The 18407-nt window shown below is 62.2% G+C and carries 17 protein-coding genes, 4 tRNA genes and 1 pseudogene; 15 read left to right on the forward strand and 7 right to left on the reverse strand.

Going from position 1 to position 18407, the window contains the following annotated elements:
- The first annotated feature begins 224 nt into the window (after window positions 1-224).
- From ACIOMR_RS28215 to ACIOMR_RS28240, 6 genes are all read left to right on the forward strand, one after another.
- Window positions 225-1892: an AMP-binding protein gene (locus ACIOMR_RS28215; RefSeq protein WP_102369643.1), complete on the forward strand. Its 1668-nt coding sequence runs from the start codon at window positions 225-227 to the stop codon at window positions 1890-1892.
- Between the two features lie 31 nt (window positions 1893-1923).
- Window positions 1924-2367, forward strand: a complete 444-nt coding sequence (locus tag ACIOMR_RS28220) for a hotdog fold thioesterase (RefSeq protein ID WP_003217165.1) — start codon at window positions 1924-1926, stop codon at window positions 2365-2367.
- A 98-nt stretch (window positions 2368-2465) separates the two neighbouring features.
- On the forward strand, window positions 2466-3275 hold the full coding sequence (locus ACIOMR_RS28225; RefSeq protein ID WP_008431257.1) for an alpha/beta fold hydrolase: 810 nt from the start codon (window positions 2466-2468) through the stop codon (window positions 3273-3275).
- Window positions 3272-4126 (forward strand): alpha/beta hydrolase, encoded by an 855-nt coding sequence (locus ACIOMR_RS28230; protein WP_177068178.1) that lies wholly within the window; start codon window positions 3272-3274, stop codon window positions 4124-4126. Before ACIOMR_RS28225 ends, ACIOMR_RS28230 begins: the two co-directional genes overlap by 4 nt.
- A 102-nt stretch (window positions 4127-4228) precedes the next feature.
- On the forward strand, window positions 4229-5047 hold the full coding sequence (locus ACIOMR_RS28235; protein WP_401197676.1) for a DUF4892 domain-containing protein: 819 nt from the start codon (window positions 4229-4231) through the stop codon (window positions 5045-5047).
- Between the two features lie 73 nt (window positions 5048-5120).
- Window positions 5121-6185 (forward strand): AI-2E family transporter, encoded by a 1065-nt coding sequence (locus ACIOMR_RS28240; RefSeq protein WP_003217173.1) that lies wholly within the window; start codon window positions 5121-5123, stop codon window positions 6183-6185.
- 28 nt (window positions 6186-6213) lie between these two features.
- Here the strand turns inward: ACIOMR_RS28240 and ACIOMR_RS28245 are convergent, their stop codons facing one another.
- Window positions 6214-7251: a cell wall metabolism sensor histidine kinase WalK gene (locus ACIOMR_RS28245; RefSeq protein ID WP_003217175.1), complete on the reverse strand. Its 1038-nt coding sequence runs from the start codon at window positions 7249-7251 to the stop codon at window positions 6214-6216.
- Window positions 7251-8015, reverse strand: a complete 765-nt coding sequence (locus ACIOMR_RS28250; RefSeq protein WP_032898726.1) for a response regulator — start codon at window positions 8013-8015, stop codon at window positions 7251-7253. Before ACIOMR_RS28250 ends, ACIOMR_RS28245 begins: the two co-directional genes overlap by 1 nt.
- 290 nt (window positions 8016-8305) lie before the next feature.
- On the opposite strand from ACIOMR_RS28250, the gene pyrF reads away from it, so the two are divergent.
- The gene (gene pyrF / locus ACIOMR_RS28255) at window positions 8306-9004 is read left to right on the forward strand and encodes an orotidine-5'-phosphate decarboxylase (protein WP_003217180.1); all 699 of its coding nucleotides are present in this window, start codon (window positions 8306-8308) and stop codon (window positions 9002-9004) included.
- A gap of 155 nt (window positions 9005-9159) precedes the next feature.
- Here pyrF and ACIOMR_RS28260 read toward each other — a convergent pair whose 3' ends face one another.
- On the reverse strand, window positions 9160-10167 hold the full coding sequence (locus ACIOMR_RS28260; protein ID WP_401197680.1) for an NADP-dependent oxidoreductase: 1008 nt from the start codon (window positions 10165-10167) through the stop codon (window positions 9160-9162).
- Window positions 10168-10396: 229 nt separating this feature from the next.
- Between ACIOMR_RS28260 and ACIOMR_RS28265 the strand changes: the two genes are divergently transcribed.
- The 4 genes and pseudogenes from ACIOMR_RS28265 (at window position 10397) to ACIOMR_RS28280 (ending at window position 14869) form a co-directional block, all read left to right on the forward strand.
- Complete coding sequence (locus tag ACIOMR_RS28265; protein ID WP_008431261.1) at window positions 10397-11158, forward strand: SDR family oxidoreductase; 762 nt, start codon at window positions 10397-10399, stop codon at window positions 11156-11158.
- Between the two features lie 203 nt (window positions 11159-11361).
- Window positions 11362-12786: a PLP-dependent aminotransferase family protein gene (locus ACIOMR_RS28270; protein WP_401197682.1), complete on the forward strand. Its 1425-nt coding sequence runs from the start codon at window positions 11362-11364 to the stop codon at window positions 12784-12786.
- A 997-nt stretch (window positions 12787-13783) separates the two neighbouring features.
- Window positions 13784-14008, forward strand: a pseudogene (locus ACIOMR_RS28275) (HAMP domain-containing protein); the annotation flags it as partial.
- An 18-nt stretch (window positions 14009-14026) separates the two neighbouring features.
- Window positions 14027-14869, forward strand: coding sequence for a methyl-accepting chemotaxis protein (locus tag ACIOMR_RS28280; RefSeq protein ID WP_371132479.1), 843 nt, complete (start codon window positions 14027-14029; stop codon window positions 14867-14869).
- A 36-nt stretch (window positions 14870-14905) separates the two neighbouring features.
- Here ACIOMR_RS28280 and ACIOMR_RS28285 read toward each other — a convergent pair whose 3' ends face one another.
- A complete protein-coding gene (locus tag ACIOMR_RS28285) occupies window positions 14906-15718 on the reverse strand; it encodes an alpha/beta fold hydrolase (protein WP_008431265.1) in 813 nt (270 codons plus the stop codon).
- Window positions 15719-15839: 121 nt separating this feature from the next.
- Window positions 15840-16598: a hypothetical protein gene (locus ACIOMR_RS28290; protein WP_003217193.1), complete on the reverse strand. Its 759-nt coding sequence runs from the start codon at window positions 16596-16598 to the stop codon at window positions 15840-15842.
- A gap of 370 nt (window positions 16599-16968) precedes the next feature.
- Here ACIOMR_RS28290 and ACIOMR_RS28295 point away from each other — a divergent pair.
- The 4 genes from ACIOMR_RS28295 to ACIOMR_RS28310 all read left to right on the forward strand — a co-directional run bounded on the left by ACIOMR_RS28295 (window position 16969) and on the right by ACIOMR_RS28310 (window position 17382).
- Window positions 16969-17044, forward strand: a tRNA-Glu gene (locus ACIOMR_RS28295).
- Window positions 17045-17047: 3 nt separating this feature from the next.
- Window positions 17048-17123: transfer RNA gene (locus ACIOMR_RS28300), tRNA-Gly, on the forward strand.
- Window positions 17124-17227: 104 nt separating this feature from the next.
- A tRNA-Glu gene (locus ACIOMR_RS28305) sits at window positions 17228-17303 on the forward strand.
- Between the two features lie 3 nt (window positions 17304-17306).
- Window positions 17307-17382: transfer RNA gene (locus tag ACIOMR_RS28310), tRNA-Gly, on the forward strand.
- Between the two features lie 99 nt (window positions 17383-17481).
- Here the strand turns inward: ACIOMR_RS28310 and ACIOMR_RS28315 are convergent.
- Both ACIOMR_RS28315 and ACIOMR_RS28320 read right to left on the reverse strand, forming a co-directional pair.
- The gene (locus ACIOMR_RS28315; protein ID WP_219405987.1) at window positions 17482-18027 is read right to left on the reverse strand and encodes a hypothetical protein; all 546 of its coding nucleotides are present in this window, start codon (window positions 18025-18027) and stop codon (window positions 17482-17484) included.
- Window positions 18024-18350, reverse strand: coding sequence for a hypothetical protein (locus ACIOMR_RS28320; RefSeq protein WP_102606452.1), 327 nt, complete (start codon window positions 18348-18350; stop codon window positions 18024-18026). The genes ACIOMR_RS28315 and ACIOMR_RS28320 overlap by 4 nt, the downstream gene beginning before the upstream one ends.
- Window positions 18351-18407: the final 57 nt, after the last annotated feature.

Consider the following 18407-nt stretch of genomic DNA (forward strand, 5'->3'; position numbering starts at 1 on the left):
GCACTCCGAGCCTAAGCGAGGAGCCGAGTGGTGGGGCAAGAGCGTTTTGCTTACTTTTGCGCTTTTCAAAAGTGAGCCGCTGTAAGAGCGGAACCCATTTCAGCCATCACCCAAATAACGGATATACCCCCAAACAGCAGAACTTGCACCCCCCGCGCTCCCATGAAATAGTCAGCCAAGCAAGTGCTTGGTTGGCTACCATCGGAACACAAAGGAGCGCGTCCATGTCTGTCGCTATTCGTTTGCCGCTGCAAGTCTTCTTCGACCGCGAAGCCCGCCACCCACGGCAACGATTCCTGGTTCAGCCCATCAAGGGCGGCGAGGTCCAAACCCTCACCTGGGCCGAAGCCGGTCACCAGGCCCGCTGCGCCGCCCACTGGCTGCGAGCCCGCGACCTGCCCCAGGGCTCCCACATCGCCCTGATCTCGAAAAACTGCGCCCACTGGATCATCGCCGACCTCGCCATCTGGATGGCCGGCCACGTCTCGGTCCCGCTCTACCCCAACCTCACCGCCGACTCCGTCGCCCACGTACTCGAGCATTCCGAAGCCGCACTGGCATTTATCGGCAAACTGGACGACTGGCCCGCCATGTCCGCCGGAGTAAAGGCCGACCTGCCCACCATCAGCCTGCCGCTGTGCCCCGATGGCGAATTCGATTTCACCTGGGCCGACCTGCAAGCCTGCTCACCCATTCAGGACAACCCCGCGCCCGCAGCATCCGATCTAGCCACCATCATCTACACCTCCGGCACCACCGGCCTGCCCAAGGGCGTGATGCACAGCTTCGGCGCGCTGGCCTTCGCGGCCATCCGCGGCACTGAACTGTTCGGCCTGGGGGAGGGCGACCGCCTGCTGTCCTACCTGCCGCTGTGCCACGTCGCCGAACGCATGTTCGTGGAGATGGCCTCGATCTACACCGGACAGACAGTATTTTTCGCCGAGAGCCTCGACACTTTTCTGACAGACCTCAAACGGGCGAGGCCAACAGCGCTGTTCGGCGTACCGCGGATCTGGACCAAATTCCAGATGGGCGTCTATAGCAAAATCCCCGCAAGCCGCCTCGATACCTTGCTGCGCCTGCCCTTCATCGGCAAGCGGGTCGGCCACAAAGTACTCGCCGGGTTGGGCCTGGACGCTGTGCGCGTGGCGATCTCCGGCGCAGCCCCCGTGCCCGAAGCACTGTTGGTCTGGTATCGCCGGCTGGGCCTGGATGTGCTGGAGGTCTATGGCATGACCGAAAGCTGCGGCTACTCCCACGTGTGCCGCCCCGGCCAGCAGAAACTCGGCTGGATAGGCCCGCCATGCCCGGACGTCGAAGTGCGCATCGGTGACGACGGCGAAGTCCAGGTACGCAGCGGCGCGACCATGCTCGGTTATTACAAGGACCCCGCAAAAACTGCCGAGACCCTCACCGCCGACGGCTTCCTGCGCACCGGCGACAAGGGCGAGCAGGGCACCGATGGCCGCCTGCGGCTGACCGGGCGGCTCAAGGAAATCTTCAAGACCAGCAAAGGCAAATACGTGGCCCCGGCGCCGATTGAAAACCGCCTGGCCGAACATGCACGCATCGAGCAGGTGTGCGTGGTGGGCGATGGCTTGAGTGCGCCCATGGGCCTGTGCGTGTTATCTGCGGTGGGTCTGCAAGATGCCGCAGGCGCTGGGCGCCAGGCTTTGCAGGGCAGCCTTGAACGCTTGCTGGAAGAGGTCAACCAGGTGCTGGATAAACATGAGCGCTTGCGCCAACTGGTGGTGGTGAAAGACAGTTGGGCGGTGGAAAACGGTTTTCTCACGCCGACCTTGAAGATCAAGCGCAACGTGATTGAATCAGCCTACGGGTCGCAGTTCCTGGCCTGGAGCGAGCGCTCCGAGGCCGTGCTGTGGCAGGATTGAGCACTGACATAAAACCAATAAGGACCGATCAATGAGCCTGTGGCGCACCCAACCGAATATCGAGCAACTGAATGCGATTCAGAAAAACACCATCGGTGAAGTACTGGATATCCGCTTTGAACGTTTTGACGACGAGTCCCTGACGGCCAGCATGGTGATCGACCACCGCACCCATCAACCCTACGGCCTGCTGCACGGCGGCGCGTCGGTGGTACTCGCGGAAACCGTGGGCTCCATGGCCAGTTACCTGTGCATCGACGCCAGCAAGTTCTATTGCGTGGGCCTGGAAATCAACGCCAACCACCTGCGCGGCCTGCGCAGCGGGCGGGTGACGGCGGTGGCCAAGCCGATTCACATCGGACGCACCACCCACGTATGGGACATTCGCCTGACCAGCGATGAAGGCAAGGCCAGCTGTGTGTCGCGCCTGACCATGGCCGTGGTACCGCTGGGGGAGACGCCGCCGGCCCGATAGGCGTGGCGTGAGTGTCATCATTCCTGGCAGTTACAGTCATTGCCGTGACTGCCCGGTCTGGGGAGAATCAACACTCTGTTTACGGTGATGGATCAGGTATGTCGCAGCACGTGTTTTTCGCTCACGCCAATGGCTTTCCTTCGGCGACCTACGGCAAATTGTTTGCCGCCCTGGCCCCGGAGTACGCCGTCGCGCATTTGCCGCAGCACGGTCACGACCCCCGGTTTCCAGTGGATGACAATTGGCAGAACCTGGTGGACGAACTGATCCACCACCTTGAGCAACAACCGGAGCCGGTGTGGGGCGTGGGCCATTCGTTGGGTGGCGTGCTGCACCTGCACGCGGCCATGCGTAGCCCGCAGCTGTATCGCGGGGTGGTGATGCTGGATTCGCCGGTACTGACCCTGGCCGATCGCTGGGTGATCCGCGCGGCCAAGCGTTTCGGCTTTATCGACCGGCTGACCCCGGCGGGGCGCACCCTGGGCCGTCGTGAAGAGTTCGCCGACCTGGCGGCTGCGCGCCAGTACTTCGCTGGCAAGACCTTGTTTCGCGGCTTTGATCCCGACTGTTTTGATGCCTACCTGCAACACGGCCTGGAGCCGGTGGGTGATCGCCTGCGCCTGCGCTTTGATCCGGCCACCGAAATCAGCATCTACCGCGGCGTGCCCCACACCAGCCCCGGCCAGGCCCGGCAACTGAAAGTGCCGCTGGCGGTGGTGCGTGGTCGCCAGAGCCGGGTGGTGATGCGTCACCATGCCAGCGGCGTGGGGCGCATGCCCATGGGCGAAATGCTGACCATGCCCGGCGGCCACATGTTTCCCCTTGAACGCCCACAGGACACCGCCACTTTGATCAAGAACCTGTTTGCCCGTTGGGAAGCTCGCCAGCGCGAGCGCAGTTGCGCATGACTGCGCCCGTCGAAGAAGTCCGCCTGGCGCTGCCGCACATCGAGTTGGCGGCGCATCTGTTCGGCCCTGAAGACGGTTTGCCGGTGATTGCCCTGCATGGCTGGCTGGACAACGCCAACAGCTTTGCCCGCCTGGCACCGAAACTCGATGGCCTGCGCATCGTCGCCCTGGACATGGCCGGCCATGGTCACTCGGCCCATCGACCCGCTGGCGCCGGTTATTCCCTGTGGGATTACGTCCACGACGTGCTGCAAGTCGCCGAACAACTCGGGTGGAAACGTTTTGCATTACTTGGCCACTCCCTCGGCGCCATCGTTTCCCTGGTGTTGGCCGGCGCCTTGCCGGAGCGGGTGACGCACCTGGGATTGATTGATGGCGTGATCCCGCCGACCGGCACCGCAGACAACGCCGCCGAACGCCTCGGCATGGCGTTGCAGGCGCAAATGAACCTGCAGGACAAGCGCAAGCCGGTGTACAGCACCCTTGATCGCGCGGTGGAAGCGCGGATGAAAGGCGTGGTGGCAGTCAGTCGTGAAGCCGCCGAACTGCTGGCCCAGCGTGGCTTGATGCCCGTGCCGGGTGGTTACACCTGGCGCAGCGACAGCCGCCTGACCCTGGCCTCCCCCATGCGCCTGACAGAAGAACAGGCGATGGCCTTCGTGCGCCGAGTCGGCTGTCCGACACAGTTGGTGGTCGCCGAAGACGGCATGTTGGCGAAACATTCCGAATTGCTTTCCGGGCTTCCGTTCCAGGTGACTACCTTGCCCGGTGGCCATCATTTGCACCTGAATGACGAGCCAGGCGCTACCCTTGTTGCAGACTGTTTCAATCGGTTCTTCTCCACGCCTTGACTTGGCGGGGTCAACTGCCGAGGCTGGGCGGATCGAAAGGGAGTCAACCATGAACGATCTCAACACCGCAGCGCACCCCTATGGCCAGGGCGCGCCGATCCGATGAGTATGCCGAAGGGATTTTTCCGTGTTCTGGGGCTGTGCTGTTTCAGCCCGCTGGTGTTTGCCGCCGACGTACCGGGTAGCCAGGACTTGCCCGCCGTGGCCCGTCAGGTCGACGCGCAGATTGTCGACTACCGTCCCGCCGAAGAGAAAGAACGTATCTACCCGCTGGGCTCGATCCGCAAGATCAGCGGCCAGCTGCGCTATGAAGGCCAGGCCACCGCCCGCGGCCAAGCCACTGCCATCACCTACGAACTGCCTGCCGAGCACACCTCCAGCGCCGCCTTTACCGCCACCCGCGAAGCCTTGCAGGCCCAGGGCGCGCAACTGCTGTTCTGGTGCCAGGCCCGTGATTGCGGTGAAAGCAGCCTGTGGGCCAATGAAGTGTTCGGCAATGCCAAGCTGGTGGGCGCCGACGGCCAGCAGGAATACCTGCTGCTGCGCCTGGCGGCCCCGCAGGACAACTCCCTGGTCGCGTTGTACGGCATCACCCGGGGCAATCGACGGGCGTACCTGCACGTGGAACAGATGGACGCCAGCGCACCGTTGGGTGATTTGCTGCCGACCTCCGCTACGCTGCTGCGGGAACTGAAAAGCACTGGCGAGCTGGATTTTCCCAAGCTGGGCGCCGAGCCTGACGCCACCTGGCTCACCCTTATTTCCCGCGGATTGAACCTGGATGCCACGTTGCGGGTCAGTTTGACCGGGCCCACCGCCGAGGTATGGCGCCAGGGCTTGATCGATCAGGGCGTACGTGCGGCGCGCCTGGAAACCGGCACCACTGAAGCCAAGGGTTTGCACCTGCATCTGATACGCTGACCGTTCCAGGGCGAACGGACCCGCGCCGTTCGCCTAAGCTCTTGCTCTTACAGACTTCTTTTCGAGAAACCACATGCTCAATAACGATCGCCTGCTGGTGCAGATCCTGCTGCTGGTGTTGTTTGGTGCCAGCTTCTGGGTGATGGCGCCTTTCTGGTCGGCGCTGTTCTGGGGCGCGGTACTGGCGTTTGCCAGTTGGCCGGTGATGCGCTTGCTCACCCGCTGGCTGGGCGGTCGCGAATCGCTGGCCGCCGGGATCCTGACCCTGGTCTGGATGCTATTGGTGGCGTTGCCGCTGGTTTGGCTGGGGTTCAACCTGGCCGACCATGTGCGCGATGCCGTGGGCCTGATCAAGGATATCCAGGTGGATGGCTTGCCTGCGGCGCCCACCTGGCTCGGTTCCATTCCCTTTGTCGGCGAACGATTGGTGGCGATGTGGGACAGCATCGACCAGCAGGGCGCGGCACTGATGGTCACGTTGAAACCGTACCTGGGCCAGGTCGGCAACTGGTTGCTGGCCCGCAGTGCGCAGATCGGCGGCGGCATCCTGGAACTGACCCTGAGCCTGGTGTTCGTGTTCTTTTTCTACCGTGACGGGCCGCGCCTGGCGATGTTTGTGCATCGCTTGCTGGAGCGGTTGATCGGCGACCGGGCGGGTTATTACATCGAACTGGTCGCGGGTACGGTGCAGCGGGTGGTCAACGGTGTGATCGGCACCGCTGCCGCCCAGGCCTTGCTGGCGCTGATCGGCTTCTGGATTGCCGGTGTTCCGGGGGCTTTGGTGCTGGGGATCGTGACCTTCCTGCTCAGCCTGATTCCGATGGGCCCGCCGCTGATCTGGATTCCGGCCACCGCCTGGCTCGCCTGGAAGGGCGACTACACCTATGCGGTGTTCCTCGGTGTATGGGGCACGTTCATCATCAGCGGCGTCGACAACGTGCTCAAGCCCTACCTGATCAGCCGTGGCGGCAACCTGCCGCTGGTGATCGTGTTGCTGGGGGTGTTTGGCGGGTTGATTGCGTTCGGCTTTATCGGCCTGTTTATCGGCCCGACATTGCTGGCGGTGGCGTATAGCTTGTTGACGGACTGGAGTGCCACCCAGGCTCAGGTGCGGCGGGAAGATAAAACCGGGCAGTAATGGTTCCTGCAGGGCGCAGGAACCATTCCTACGCCCTTGGCAGCCACATTACGGCGGTAAGGCCGCCGCCCGGAGTTTCCTCCAGGCTCAGCCGTCCACCGAGGCGTTCCACGGCTTCCTTGGAAATCGTCATGCCCAACCCCACGCCACCGGAATTGCGGTTGCGCGAGCCTTCCAGCCGATAAAACGGTTCAAACACCGCCTCGCGTTTATCCGCCGCAATGCCCGGGCCGTGGTCGATTACCTTCACCACCAGCGCCTGCGGAGTGTCCGCGAGTTCGATGCGCGCGGTGCCGGCGTACCGCAGGGCGTTGTCGATCAGGTTGTTCAGGCACGAACGCAGGGCCATCGGTTGCACTTGCAGCGGCGCGCACTCACCACTGCATTGCACATCGGAGCCGCGGTCCTGGGCGTTTTCACTCAGGGACTCCACCAGCGCCTGCACATCCAGCCAATGCCGGGTTTCGCTGGTGCGCTGCTCGTGCAGGTAGCTCAGGGTGGCGTCGAGCATGCCGATCATGTCGTCCAGGTCCTGGCGCATCTGGCCCTGCAGCTTGGTGTCTTCGATCTGTTCCAGGCGCAGCTTGAGCCGTGACAGCGGCGTGCGCAGGTCGTGGGACACGGCGCCCAGCATGCGGGCACGCTGGGTGACCTGTTCGCGGATGCGCTTTTGCATCAGGTTGAAGGTCGATGCCGCTTGCCGCGCCTCCCGTGGGCCGGACTCGTTCAGCGGTGGGCTGTCGAGGTCCAGGCTCAGGCGCTCGGCCGCGGCGCTCAGGCGCTGGATTGGCCGGCTGAGCAGCTTGGCGCCGTACCAGGCGGCAATGATCAGCGAGATAAACTGGAAGGTCAGCGGCACCACAGGCCCGCCGAACCAGGGACGGCGATGCTCCTTGGGCATTGGCGTCAGGCTGCCGTCCGGTTGCTCGATGAAGGTCTCGTGGGGCGGAGGGGGCGGCGGGCCATAATGGTGAAACCAGAAGAATGCCAGCGCGTGGGCCAGCACAATCGCCACCAGCAACACGCCGAACAGCCGCCCGAACAGGGTGTTGAAGGCGTTGCGCATCAGCCGATATCTCGGGCGTCGAACAGGTAGCCTTCACCGCGTACGGTCTTGATCAACTGCGGGGCCTTGGGGTCGTCCCCCAGCTTCTGGCGCAGGCGCGAGACCAGCAGGTCAATACTGCGATCAAAGGCCTCGATGGAGCGACCCCGGGCCGCGTCCAGCAATTGTTCGCGGCTCAGAACCCGGCGCGGGCGCTCGATAAACACCCACAGCAAACGGAATTCGGCGTTGGACAGCGGCACCACCAGCCCGTCGTCGGCCACCAGCTGGCGCAGCACGCTGTTGAGGCGCCAGTTGTCGAAGCGGATATTCGCCCGCTGCTCGGTGCGGTCATCCCGCACCCGGCGCAGGATGGTCTGGATGCGCGCCACCAGTTCACGGGGCTCGAAGGGCTTGGACATGTAGTCGTCGGCCCCCAGTTCCAGGCCGATAATGCGGTCGGTAGGTTCGCAGCGGGCGGTGAGCATCAGGATCGGGATGTCCGATTCCGCCCGCAGCCAGCGGCACAGCGACAGGCCGTCTTCGCCCGGCAGCATCAGGTCGAGCACCACCACGTCGAAGGTCTCGGCTTGCATGGCCTGGCGCATGGCCGCCCCATCGGTCACGCCGCTGGCGAGGATATTGAAGCGCGCCAGGTAATCGATCAGCAGTTCGCGGATCGGCACGTCGTCGTCGACAATCAGTGCGCGGGTATTCCAGCGTTTGTCTTCACCGACAAGCGAGGCTTTTTGATCGTCATTCAGCACAGGAGTCAGGGTTTGCATGGTGCGATCATCTACCTGGTTGGCCGCCGGGCCGAAGCTCGGCGGCGAGGTTGTTGCGTTCAGCATAGGCGCCCAGCCCCGGGGCTGGAAGTTCTGTACGATGGTTCACGTGTGCGAGGCTAATCTTCGGGGGTATTGCAGGCATGTCGGGAATGTATCTGTTTTGACACAATTGCCCGGGAGCCCGCAATCTGGCGGCTAAATCGCGAATTACCGATCATCGGATCCCGCAAACCCGCTGCTTGCGCTACAATCCGCGCCGATTTCGACTTGCCTGAGAGCCCATTCCAATGTCCGCCTGCCAGACTCCTATCATCGTCGCCCTGGATTACCCCACTCGTGACGCCGCACTGAAGCTGGCTGACCAGTTGGACCCCAAGCTTTGCCGGGTCAAGGTTGGCAAGGAACTGTTCACCAGTTGTGCCGCCGAAATTGTCGGCACCTTGCGTGACAAAGGGTTCGAGGTGTTCCTCGACCTGAAATTCCACGATATCCCCAACACCACCGCGATGGCGGTCAAGGCCGCCGCCGAAATGGGCGTGTGGATGGTCAACGTGCACTGCTCCGGCGGCTTGCGCATGATGGCTGCGTGCCGTGAAGTGCTCGATCAGCGCAGCGGCCCCAAGCCACTGCTGATTGGCGTGACCGTGCTGACCAGCATGGAGCGTGAAGACCTGGCCGGCATCGGCCTGGACATCGAGCCACAGGAACAAGTGCTGCGCCTCGCGGCCCTGGCGCAAAAGGCTGGCCTGGACGGCCTGGTGTGCTCGGCGCTGGAAGCGCAGGCGTTGAAGACCGCCCACCCGGCGTTGCAACTGGTGACCCCGGGGATTCGCCCGGCGGGCAGCGCCCAGGACGACCAGCGTCGCATCCTGACCCCGCGCCAGGCCCTGGATGCCGGTTCCGATTACCTGGTGATCGGTCGCCCGATCAGCCAGGCGGCCGACCCGGCCAAGGCGCTGGCAGCGGTAGTTGCCGAGATTGCCTGACCTACCCGACCTGAAGCGGGCACGGTAAAAAAATGTGGGAGCGGGCTTGCTCGCGAAGGCGGTGTGACAGTCAATGCATAAGGTGACTGCTCTACCGCCTTCGCGAGCAAGTCGAACCGTCGCACCGCCGCTCCCACATTTGGTTCTGCGGTGTGTCAGCTGACTTTCAGTACCAACTTCCCAAAGTTCTCACCTTTGAACAGTTTCATCAGCGTCTCCGGGAACGTCTCCAGCCCCTCGACTATATCTTCCTTGCTCTTGAGCTTGCCCTGAGCCATCCAGCCGGCCATTTCCTGCCCGGCAGCGGCAAAATTCGCCGCGTGGTCCATCACCACAAACCCTTCCATGCGCGCACGATTGACCAGCAGTGACAGGTAGTTGGCCGGCCCTTTGACAGCTTCCTTGTTGTTGTACTGGCTGATGGCGCCGCAGATCACTACGCGGGCTTTCAATGCCAGGCGGCTGAGCACGGCATCGAGAATGTCCCCGCCGACGTTATCGAAATACACGTCCACACCTTTCGGGCACTCGCGCTTGAGGCCGGCATGCACGTCTTCGTTCTTGTAGTCGATGGCGGCATCAAAACCCAGCTCATCCACCAGGAACCTGCATTTGTCGGCGCCGCCAGCGATGCCTACCACGCGGCAGCCTTTGATCTTGGCAATCTGCCCGGCAATGCTGCCCACCGCGCCTGCCGCGCCGGAGATCACCACGGTCTCGCCGGCCTCGGGCGCGCCGGTGTCCAGCAGGGCGAAGTAAGCGGTCATGCCGGTCATCCCCAGCGCCGACAGATAACGCGGCAACGGCGCCAGTTTCGGATCGACCTTGTAGAAACCCCGCGGCTCACCGAGGAAGTAATCCTGCACACCCAAGGCACCGTTGACGTAGTCGCCCACGGCAAATTTCGGGTTGTTCGACGCGATCACCTTGCCTACGCCCAAGGCGCGCATGACTTCGCCGATACCCACCGGTGGAATGTAGGATTTGCCCTCGTTCATCCAGCCGCGCATGGCCGGGTCCAGGGACAGGTATTCGTTGTGCACCAGCACCTGGCCGTCCTGGGGTGTACCCACCGGCACTTCCTGGTAAGTGAAGGTGTCCCGCGTGGCCGCGCCGACCGGGCGTTTGGCGAGCAGGAATTGACGGTTGGTCTGGGCAGTCATGGCAGCGACTCTTGAGAAGTGGACCTTGAGTGATAGACCCTTCGGGCTGCACCGGCAAGGTGCGCGGCACCTGCGAATGCCCACCGATCCACTGCAATGATAGTGATGCCGGGGCCGTTATCACTGCGGCTCATGGTTCGCCAACCGGGCTTTTGATAGTGCTGACGCGCCGATGGTGGCTCTGGCTAGACTGGGGTCATCGAGCATCCCCATCGAAGGAACATCCACCATGAGCATGACATTTTCCGGCCAGGTCGCCCTGGTGACCGGTGCGGCCGCCGGCATTGGCCGCGCCACTGCGCTGGCGTTCGCCGCTGAAGGCTTGAAAGTCGTAGTCGCCGACCTGGACGCGGCTGGCGGCGAGGGCACTGTGGCGCTGATTCATCAGGCCGGTGGCGAAGCGGTGTTTGTGCGCTGCAATGTCACCCTCGAAGCGGACGTGCAGCAGTTGATGCAGCAGACCGTGGCCACCTATGGCCGGTTGGACTATGCCTTCAACAACGCCGGGATCGAGATCGAGAAGGGCAAGCTGGCGGACGGCAGCCTGGATGAGTTCGACGCAATCATGGGCGTCAACGTCAAGGGCGTGTGGCTGTGCATGAAGTATCAACTGCCGTTGCTGCTGGCTCAGGGCGGCGGCGCCATCGTCAACACGGCTTCTGTGGCAGGACTTGGGGCGGCGCCGAAGATGAGTATCTATGCCGCGTCCAAGCACGCGGTGATCGGCCTGACCAAGTCGGCGGCGATCGAGTACGCGAAAAAGAAAATCCGCGTCAACGCGGTATGCCCGGCCGTGATCGACACCGATATGTTCCGCCGTGCCTATGAAGCTGACCCGCGCAAAGCCGAATTTGCCGCCGCCATGCACCCGGTCGGGCGTATCGGCAAGGTCGAGGAGATCGCCAGCGCAGTGCTTTATCTGTGCAGCGACGGTGCTGCCTTCACCACGGGCCAGGCATTGGCGGTGGACGGTGGCGCGACCGCGATTTAGGAAGTGAGGCGGATGCCATTCAGAAAAGCGTTGGAGGCGCTGTGGGTTTTTTCCGCAGGTGGCCAGATGCCTCACCTGAATGTGTTTCACTAGGTAAATAATTCAATTAAATCAATGATTTAATAAATCTTGGCCGCGGCTGTCATCGGGCTTCTGTGCTTAACTGGTTTGGGTTAAATGACAACAGTTTAAGTGAGTGGCTCATGGATTTAGGGATCGATCGACAAGCCCTTGTACCGGTAGTGCAGCAAATCGTCAGTGCGCTGGCCGCCTGGATTCGCGAGAGCGGCGCCAGCCCCGGGACGCGGTTGCCCTCGGTGCGGCAACTGGCCCACGAGAACCTGCTCAGTCAGTCCAGCGTCATCGAGGCGTTCGAGCGGATGGTTGCCCAAGGTGTGCTGGCCTCAAGGCAAGGCGCCGGTTTCTGTGTGGCCCAGCCACTCGCCGAGCGTGGTCTTCGCGGTGAAAACCAATGGTATGAGGGCGCCGAGTCGGGGTGGGGCGCCTTCATCGACAATCAACTGGGCGAACTGAAACTGGGATGCGGCTGGCTGCCGGACACCTGGCGCGAGAGCGACGACATCAGTTACGCGATTCGTGAAGTCACCCGCACCGACACTGCTGCGGTCTTCAACTACAGCACGCCGCTGGGCCTGCCGGCCCTGCGTGAACAGCTGCTCAAGCGCCTGGCGCACATCCAGGTGGCAACCCGGGTCGAGCATATTCTCACCACCCACGGCGCGAGCCACGCCCAGGACCTGCTGATCCGCACGCTGCTCAAGGCCGGCGACACCGTGGTGGTGGAAAGCCCGGGGTACGGCAACCTTTACCGCCAACTGGCCTTTCACGGTGTCAAGCTGCTGGAAGTGCCGCGCACCCGTGGCGGCCCGGACATGCCTGCCCTGGAAGCGCTGTTGCGCGGGCACCGGCCCAAGTGCCTGTTCATCAACAGCCTGTATCACAACCCCACCGGCACCAGCCTGTCCCTGGCGGTGGCCGAGCGCTTGCTGCAACTGGCCCATTCCCAGGACTTCTTCATCATCGAGGAGGACGTCTATGGCGACCTGCAACATGCCACGTGCACCCGGTTGTCGGCGTTGCCCCACGAGGACCGGGTGATCTATGTCTCGAGTTTTTCCAAGACCCTCAGCAGCGCCTTGCGGGTGGGGTATCTCACGGCCAGCGGGGCGATCATCGCGCAATTGGCCAGGGTCAAGACCTTGACCGGCATCGGCACCTCGCGGTTTGCCGAGGCGGTGGTGGCGACGTTGCTGGCCAATGGTACCTACCGCAAGTGGGTGCAACGTCTGCGCCGGCGGCTGAGCACGGAAATGGCCATGACCCTGCAGGTGCTGGAAGACGAAGAGTGGGAGGTGTTTGCGGTGCCGGCGGGGGGCATGTTCCTCTGGGCGCGCCCTGGTGTCGGCGACCGTTCCACCGTGCAGGCACGGGCTCGCCGGCTGGGGGTGTTGCTGTCGCCGGGGGCGCTTTTCAGCCCTACGGGCGAATCCAGCGACTGGCTGCGCATCAATGTGGCCTACGCTTCTGATCAGCGTGCACTGGCGTTGTTCAAGGCCATGGGGCCGGCAGGATCGACCTCTACCATTCTGAAAACGACGAGGATGTAGCTTTTTGCCATTATTGTGGCGCCAAACCCTTGTATTCAGTGCCCCGGGGTTGCGAATCTCGCTGCATCGAAACCTGGCTTGATGGCATTCGCCATTGCAAGAGGACTCAAGTGCAATGATTTCTGCCGTGCAACGACGTTTTGCCAACCTCGGTATGGCCAAGAAACTGGGCTTGGGCTTTGCCCTGGTACTGCTGTTGACGGCATTGGTGGCCGCGATTGGCGTGTGGTCGCTGCAAACCGTTGGCCAGCGCTTCGAGGGCCTTAAAGCCATGTCGGCGCTCAACAGCGGCTTGCTCAAGGTGCGCTTGATCGAGCAGGACTACGCGCTGCATGCCGACCCCAAGTCGGTGGACGCCTTGCACGAAAGTGTCGACGCGTTGGCGGCCCAGGCGGTAATTCTCAAGGCCCAGTCGCCTGCCAATGTCCCGGTGATGAGCGACGTCGAGCAGGCGCTGGCGGCGTATCGCAAGGCGTTCGATGAGTTTGTCGAGCTGACCCAGACCAAGGACCTGGCGCTGGAAATGGCCAGTTGGTCGGTCTCCAGTGTCGCCAACAACCTTGATGTGTTGCAGGCCGGGCTGGCGGACGACGGCGCCTATGGCCTCAAGGAAAGCCAGGGCAAGGAAGGTGCCGAATTCATCGAGCAGGCGGGGCAGGTCAGCCAGGTCTCGCGCCTGATGCTGCAGGCCATGAACGAAGCGCACGTGCGCCTGGACCAGAGCCGCAAGGGCGATGACGAGAACGCCGAGCAAGGCAAGATCGAGCAGGCCGATCAGGCCCTGGCCCAGGTCGAACAGCTGAAAACCACCGTCAAGGATCCTGGCTACCAAACCGTGCTTAACGAAGTGTCCGGGCATATCGCGGCCTTCAGTGAAAAACTCGGCGAATACACCGGGCTGCTGGCCCAGGAAAAAGTCGTCTACAAGCAGTTGCACGAGCGCGCAGCCGAAGTGGTCACCCGGGTCAATCAGGCCTACGATGCAGAAGACCTGTCGATGCAGTCGCAGTTGAAGAAAAGCGCGTTGCTGATCATCGGTTCTTCGGCGTTGGCGTTATTGGTCGGGCTGATTGCCGCGTGGATCATTACCCGTTTGATCGTTGCACCGTTGCGCAGCGTGATTGCAGTGGCCCAGCAGATTGCCGCCGGTGATCTCAGTGGCCGCATGGAAGTCAGTCGCCGGGACGAGATGGGCCAGTTGATGCTCGCGATGCAACAGATGAGCAGCGGCCTGAGCAGCATGGTCAGCGGGTTGCAGGCGGGTATCGAGCAACTGGCCAGTTCGGCCCATTCGCTGTCCAGCGTCACCGAGCAGACCAATATCGAGGTCAGCAGCCAGAAGGAAGAAACCGAGCAGGTGGCCACGGCCATGAACCAGATGACCGCCACCGTGCACGATGTGGCGCGCAACGCCGAAGAAGCGGCCCAGGCGGCGCAGACGGCGGATGACAAGGTCGACAGCGGCCAGCAGGTGGTGCGCCAGAGCTTGCAGCGTATCGAATTGCTGGCCAGTTCCGCGACCTCCGCCAGTACCAGCATCGAAAGCCTGAGCGCGGAGATCCAGACTATCGGCACCGTCCTTGAGGTGATCAAGAGCGTGGCCGAGCAAACCAACCTGCTGGCGCTGAATGCGGCCATCGAGGCGGCGCGGGCGGGCGAGCAGGGCCGCGGTTTTGCCGTGGTGGCCGACGAGGTGCGGGCGCTGGCCAAGCGCACCCAGCAATCGACCGAGGAAATCGAACGGTTGGTGAGTACCTTGCGCAGCGCTGCGCAGGCTTCGGTGCAGCAGATTAGGCAGAGCGGCGAACTGGTCAAGCTGGCGGTCAGTGATGCCCTGGAAACCGAAAGCGCCCTGGGCAGCATCGCGGCGGCGGTGTCGTTGATCCAGCAGATGAACCAGCAGATTGCCGCAGCGGCCGAAGAGCAAAGCTCGGTGGCCGAGGAAATCAACCGCAGCGTTACCAGCATCCGTGCGAGTGCCGATCAATCGGCGTTGAGCATGCAGGGCAATGCAGCGTCGAGCATCGAGCTGGCGCAGTTGGGTACGGAGCTTAAGGGGATGGTCGGGCACTTCCGCCTTTGATCACCGCAGGCCTGCGGTGATCAAAGGGCAGGGCGGTCAGGCGTTGTTGGCCAGGAAGGTCAGCAGCGCTTCGTTGACGAAATCGGGGTTTTCCCGGCTGGAGATATGCCCGGCGTGCGGAATCAACGTCAGCGCGCAGCCGATCAAGGCCGCCATTTCCTCTGATTCGGCCGGTGGGCGTGGCTTGTCCTGCTCGCCACACATCACCAGGGTGGTGTCGGTGTCGAGGCGCGCCAGTTGTTCCAGCACATCCGCGCGGCTGAAGATAATCCGGCCCAGGGGCACGATGCTGTGCACCAGGCGTTCCTTGGGGAAGGCCTGCAGTGCGTTGCGGAAATCCTGGTACAAGGCCGACTCCCGGTCGATACCGGGACGGAAGAAGATCGGTGCCACCACATCCAGCAGCGGTTCTGGAATGGCGCCGGCATCTTCGATCATCTTGAACAGCGAAAAGTAGTATTGGCGAGTGGCTTCCGGCTCGGCGCCCAGGTGCGTGTCCATCAGCACCAGGCTGTTGACCCGCTCGGGAGCCAGCAGCGCCAGGCGTGCGCCCCACATGCCGCCGACCGACAAGCCCACGAGGTTGACCCGGGCAATGTCCAGGTGATCCAGCAGCGCCAGGTGCTGGCGTGCGAGGTCGTCCAGGGATGCAGTGTTTGCAGGCAGTGCGCCGGACTCGCCGTGGCCCCAAAGCTCGGGGACGATCACCCGGTACTGTTGCGACAGGGCTTCGATCTGCGGCGCCCACATCTGGCTGTCCCACAGGTAGCTGGAACCGAGGAGAACGGCCGGGCCGGTGCCCTGGTCGAGGTAGTGCAGCGGTTGTCCATCGATGAGCACGACAGGCATGGCGAAGCCCTTTTCGTTAACGGAGAGAGGGGCCTTTTTTACGCTATTCGAGGGGAAGGGGATAGGTGCAGAGTGATGGCATGTGGCGAGCGGGTTTGCCGCCCACCACAATGGCAGGGGATCAGTCGTAGATGGCTTTCTTCTTCCAGTCGGCGTCCGCATCCACCACTTTCAAGCCTTCGGTCAATTCGTTGACCTCGTCTTCAGCCGGTTCAAGGTTGGACAGCACCATGGAGTTGGCGCGCGCCAGCTGTTTCTCGAGCAATTGCAGCTGCTGGCTGTACACCACCGGCTCCGGTTGCTTGCGCAGGTACTGCACGCCGCGTTCGAACGCCAGGCGAGCCTGGCCCGGCTGGCCTTGTTGCAGCGCGTGCTGGCCCAGGTTGTTGAAGAACTCGATGTGCAGCAGCACCAGGATATGGCGGATTTCCTTGATCCAGTGCTTGGCTTCATTGGTCGGCAGGAAACCGTCCTGGGCCGCTCGGGTCACCTGGCCATGCAGTGCTTCGAGCAGGAAACGTACATCCTTGGCCTTGGCTTCGGTCTGGATCGGGCCTGGCGGGTTGTTCACCGGAATCGATTCGCCCTGGGCCACCAGTGCGTTGAGTTCAGTGATGCGTGCCTTGAGCGACGCATTGGACTTGTCGAGGTTCAGCAGGCGCTGGTTGACGTTGAGCTCCAGGCGGGTCAGCAGCAACTTGAGTCGCGGCGTCATCAACTGGCCAGGGAAGGTCTCGGTGATTTCGCCGCAGCGGCGCAGCCGGTCATTGAGTTCGATCCGGGTCCGGTTCTTTTCCAGCTTATTGTTTTCCACCACGTGGTTCATGTAGCCAATGGCGATCAGTATTACGATCCCGGCTATTACCAGCAGGGTGATCATGAGTGGTGTCACCGGTGTGACCTCTTTATGGGGTTTGCATTGAAGTGTAGTGACTGGTGCAGTGACCGGATAGGACTGAGCGACCAGTTGCGTCAGTAGTTTCTTCTATATAGCGGGGCAGTCCCTGCGTAGATGCACATTGCCATCATTTGCTGTGGCGAACTATAGCGCCTTGTGGAACGCCAGAATATAGGCGCCAAAGCCTGGACGGCGAGAAACCCTTGCAACCCCCGTAAACCACGGCGAAGTCATTGATTTAAATAAATTTATCCTTGGGGGTTGACGACCTCCCAATCCATCCATAGAATGCGCGCCACTTACAGCGTAAAGCACACAGCGAAACGCGGTAGGGAGTGAATGTTGTACGTGTGTCCCCTTCGTCTAGTGGCCTAGGACACCGCCCTTTCACGGCGGTAACAGGGGTTCGAGTCCCCTAGGGGACGCCATATGCGGGAATAGCTCAGTTGGTAGAGCACGACCTTGCCAAGGTCGGGGTCGCGAGTTCGAGTCTCGTTTCCCGCTCCAAATTTAAGCAGTGTTGCCCTCGGGCGGCACTGAGTGAAACCAGGGCGTAATCTTCGGATTTAATCTCTGGGCACTGAAATACACACCATGTGTTTCAGTAGCGTGTCCCCTTCGTCTAGTGGCCTAGGACACCGCCCTTTCACGGCGGTAACAGGGGTTCGAGTCCCCTAGGGGACGCCATTTGCGGGAATAGCTCAGTTGGTAGAGCACGACCTTGCCAAGGTCGGGGTCGCGAGTTCGAGTCTCGTTTCCCGCTCCATATTTAACGAAAACGCCGATCAGCAATGATCGGCGTTTTTGTTTGTGGGTTTTTTGTGAGCCGGAGTGCAATGCCTCGGCCCACGTTGCGTTTGTACCGCTAGAAATTATCCATCGCATGGCACATCGACAGCCTTCCCGACGGCGTCGGTTCAATCGGACTCCATCGTTCGGCACCTTTCGGCAGCTCAGCAAGCTCGAATGAGCAACTCCCGGACATTGATGCTCGCACCATGTAGTCCATGCCGGGCTTGGGGATAAAGGTCATGGTGTTGAAACATTGCCGGCCATATTGCGGCAACCCAAGGTAATGAAAGGCAATGGGCGTGTTCGCCGGAATCACCTGTTCGGACGACACCGCACCGTCCCAGGTGTAAATCGGCCCCGGCATCCCCAGGCTTGCGCCATTGCGGTCGGCGAAGCCGGATTTGGCGGACACCATCACGCCTGCTCCGGGAACATTCCAGTCCAGGCAATCGCGCCCGGGCACTGCGCGCACCATGCCGTCGCTGATAATGCGCAAGCGCGCCGTCTCGGCAGACGGTGGCGCTGTATAGGCGGTGTTGAGGGAGCGGATGTTATACACCTGGCCGCAGCCGCTGAGGAGCACCAGGAACAGGGCGGGAATGACACGTAAAGTGCTCATGGCTGGCGGCAGTTCTGGCTGACCGACAGATGCGGCGCGGGCTCATGGCTGACCATCTGCAAGCCATCGGCGCCCTGGAAGATAAAATATGTACTGCGACAATCCTTGAACGTCTGCGAGTAACCCTCAGCCCGGAATCCCTGCCCGTCGATCTTCCTGGTCACCGTATTGTCACGGCTGACCACGGCGAGTACCTGCTCATAGCTGTCGCCCATCTTCACCCCCGGCACCCCGGTGGAGGTCATGGAATTGGCACAACCTGCCAGCCCGATGGCCGCCCAAACCAGCGCCGTACCGTACAGTCCATTGCGTGTGGTGTTCATCCCTGCTCTCCATCCATGAGGTGTGCAGGGTTGGTCAGCGCAACGGCGGAAAAGTGC

The sequence above is a fragment of the Pseudomonas sp. NPDC087814 genome (assembly GCF_044742865.1).
Classification (GTDB): domain Bacteria; phylum Pseudomonadota; class Gammaproteobacteria; order Pseudomonadales; family Pseudomonadaceae; genus Aquipseudomonas.

Coding starts and splice junctions, on each gene's coding strand:
- ACIOMR_RS28215 (WP_102369643.1), top strand. CDS start 225: ATGTCTGTCGCTATTCGTTTGCCGCTGCAAGTCTTCTTCGACCGCGAA.
- ACIOMR_RS28220 (WP_003217165.1), top strand. CDS start 1,924: ATGAGCCTGTGGCGCACCCAACCGAATATCGAGCAACTGAATGCGATT.
- ACIOMR_RS28225 (WP_008431257.1), top strand. CDS start 2,466: ATGTCGCAGCACGTGTTTTTCGCTCACGCCAATGGCTTTCCTTCGGCG.
- ACIOMR_RS28230 (WP_177068178.1), top strand. CDS start 3,272: ATGACTGCGCCCGTCGAAGAAGTCCGCCTGGCGCTGCCGCACATCGAG.
- ACIOMR_RS28235 (WP_401197676.1), top strand. CDS start 4,229: ATGAGTATGCCGAAGGGATTTTTCCGTGTTCTGGGGCTGTGCTGTTTC.
- ACIOMR_RS28240 (WP_003217173.1), top strand. CDS start 5,121: ATGCTCAATAACGATCGCCTGCTGGTGCAGATCCTGCTGCTGGTGTTG.
- ACIOMR_RS28245 (WP_003217175.1), bottom strand. CDS start 7,251: ATGCGCAACGCCTTCAACACCCTGTTCGGGCGGCTGTTCGGCGTGTTG.
- ACIOMR_RS28250 (WP_032898726.1), bottom strand. CDS start 8,015: ATGCAAACCCTGACTCCTGTGCTGAATGACGATCAAAAAGCCTCGCTT.
- pyrF (WP_003217180.1), top strand. CDS start 8,306: ATGTCCGCCTGCCAGACTCCTATCATCGTCGCCCTGGATTACCCCACT.
- ACIOMR_RS28260 (WP_401197680.1), bottom strand. CDS start 10,167: ATGACTGCCCAGACCAACCGTCAATTCCTGCTCGCCAAACGCCCGGTC.
- ACIOMR_RS28265 (WP_008431261.1), top strand. CDS start 10,397: ATGAGCATGACATTTTCCGGCCAGGTCGCCCTGGTGACCGGTGCGGCC.
- ACIOMR_RS28270 (WP_401197682.1), top strand. CDS start 11,362: ATGGATTTAGGGATCGATCGACAAGCCCTTGTACCGGTAGTGCAGCAA.
- ACIOMR_RS28280 (WP_371132479.1), top strand. CDS start 14,027: ATGGTCAGCGGGTTGCAGGCGGGTATCGAGCAACTGGCCAGTTCGGCC.
- ACIOMR_RS28285 (WP_008431265.1), bottom strand. CDS start 15,718: ATGCCTGTCGTGCTCATCGATGGACAACCGCTGCACTACCTCGACCAG.
- ACIOMR_RS28290 (WP_003217193.1), bottom strand. CDS start 16,598: ATGATCACCCTGCTGGTAATAGCCGGGATCGTAATACTGATCGCCATT.
- ACIOMR_RS28315 (WP_219405987.1), bottom strand. CDS start 18,027: ATGAGCACTTTACGTGTCATTCCCGCCCTGTTCCTGGTGCTCCTCAGC.
- ACIOMR_RS28320 (WP_102606452.1), bottom strand. CDS start 18,350: ATGAACACCACACGCAATGGACTGTACGGTACGGCGCTGGTTTGGGCG.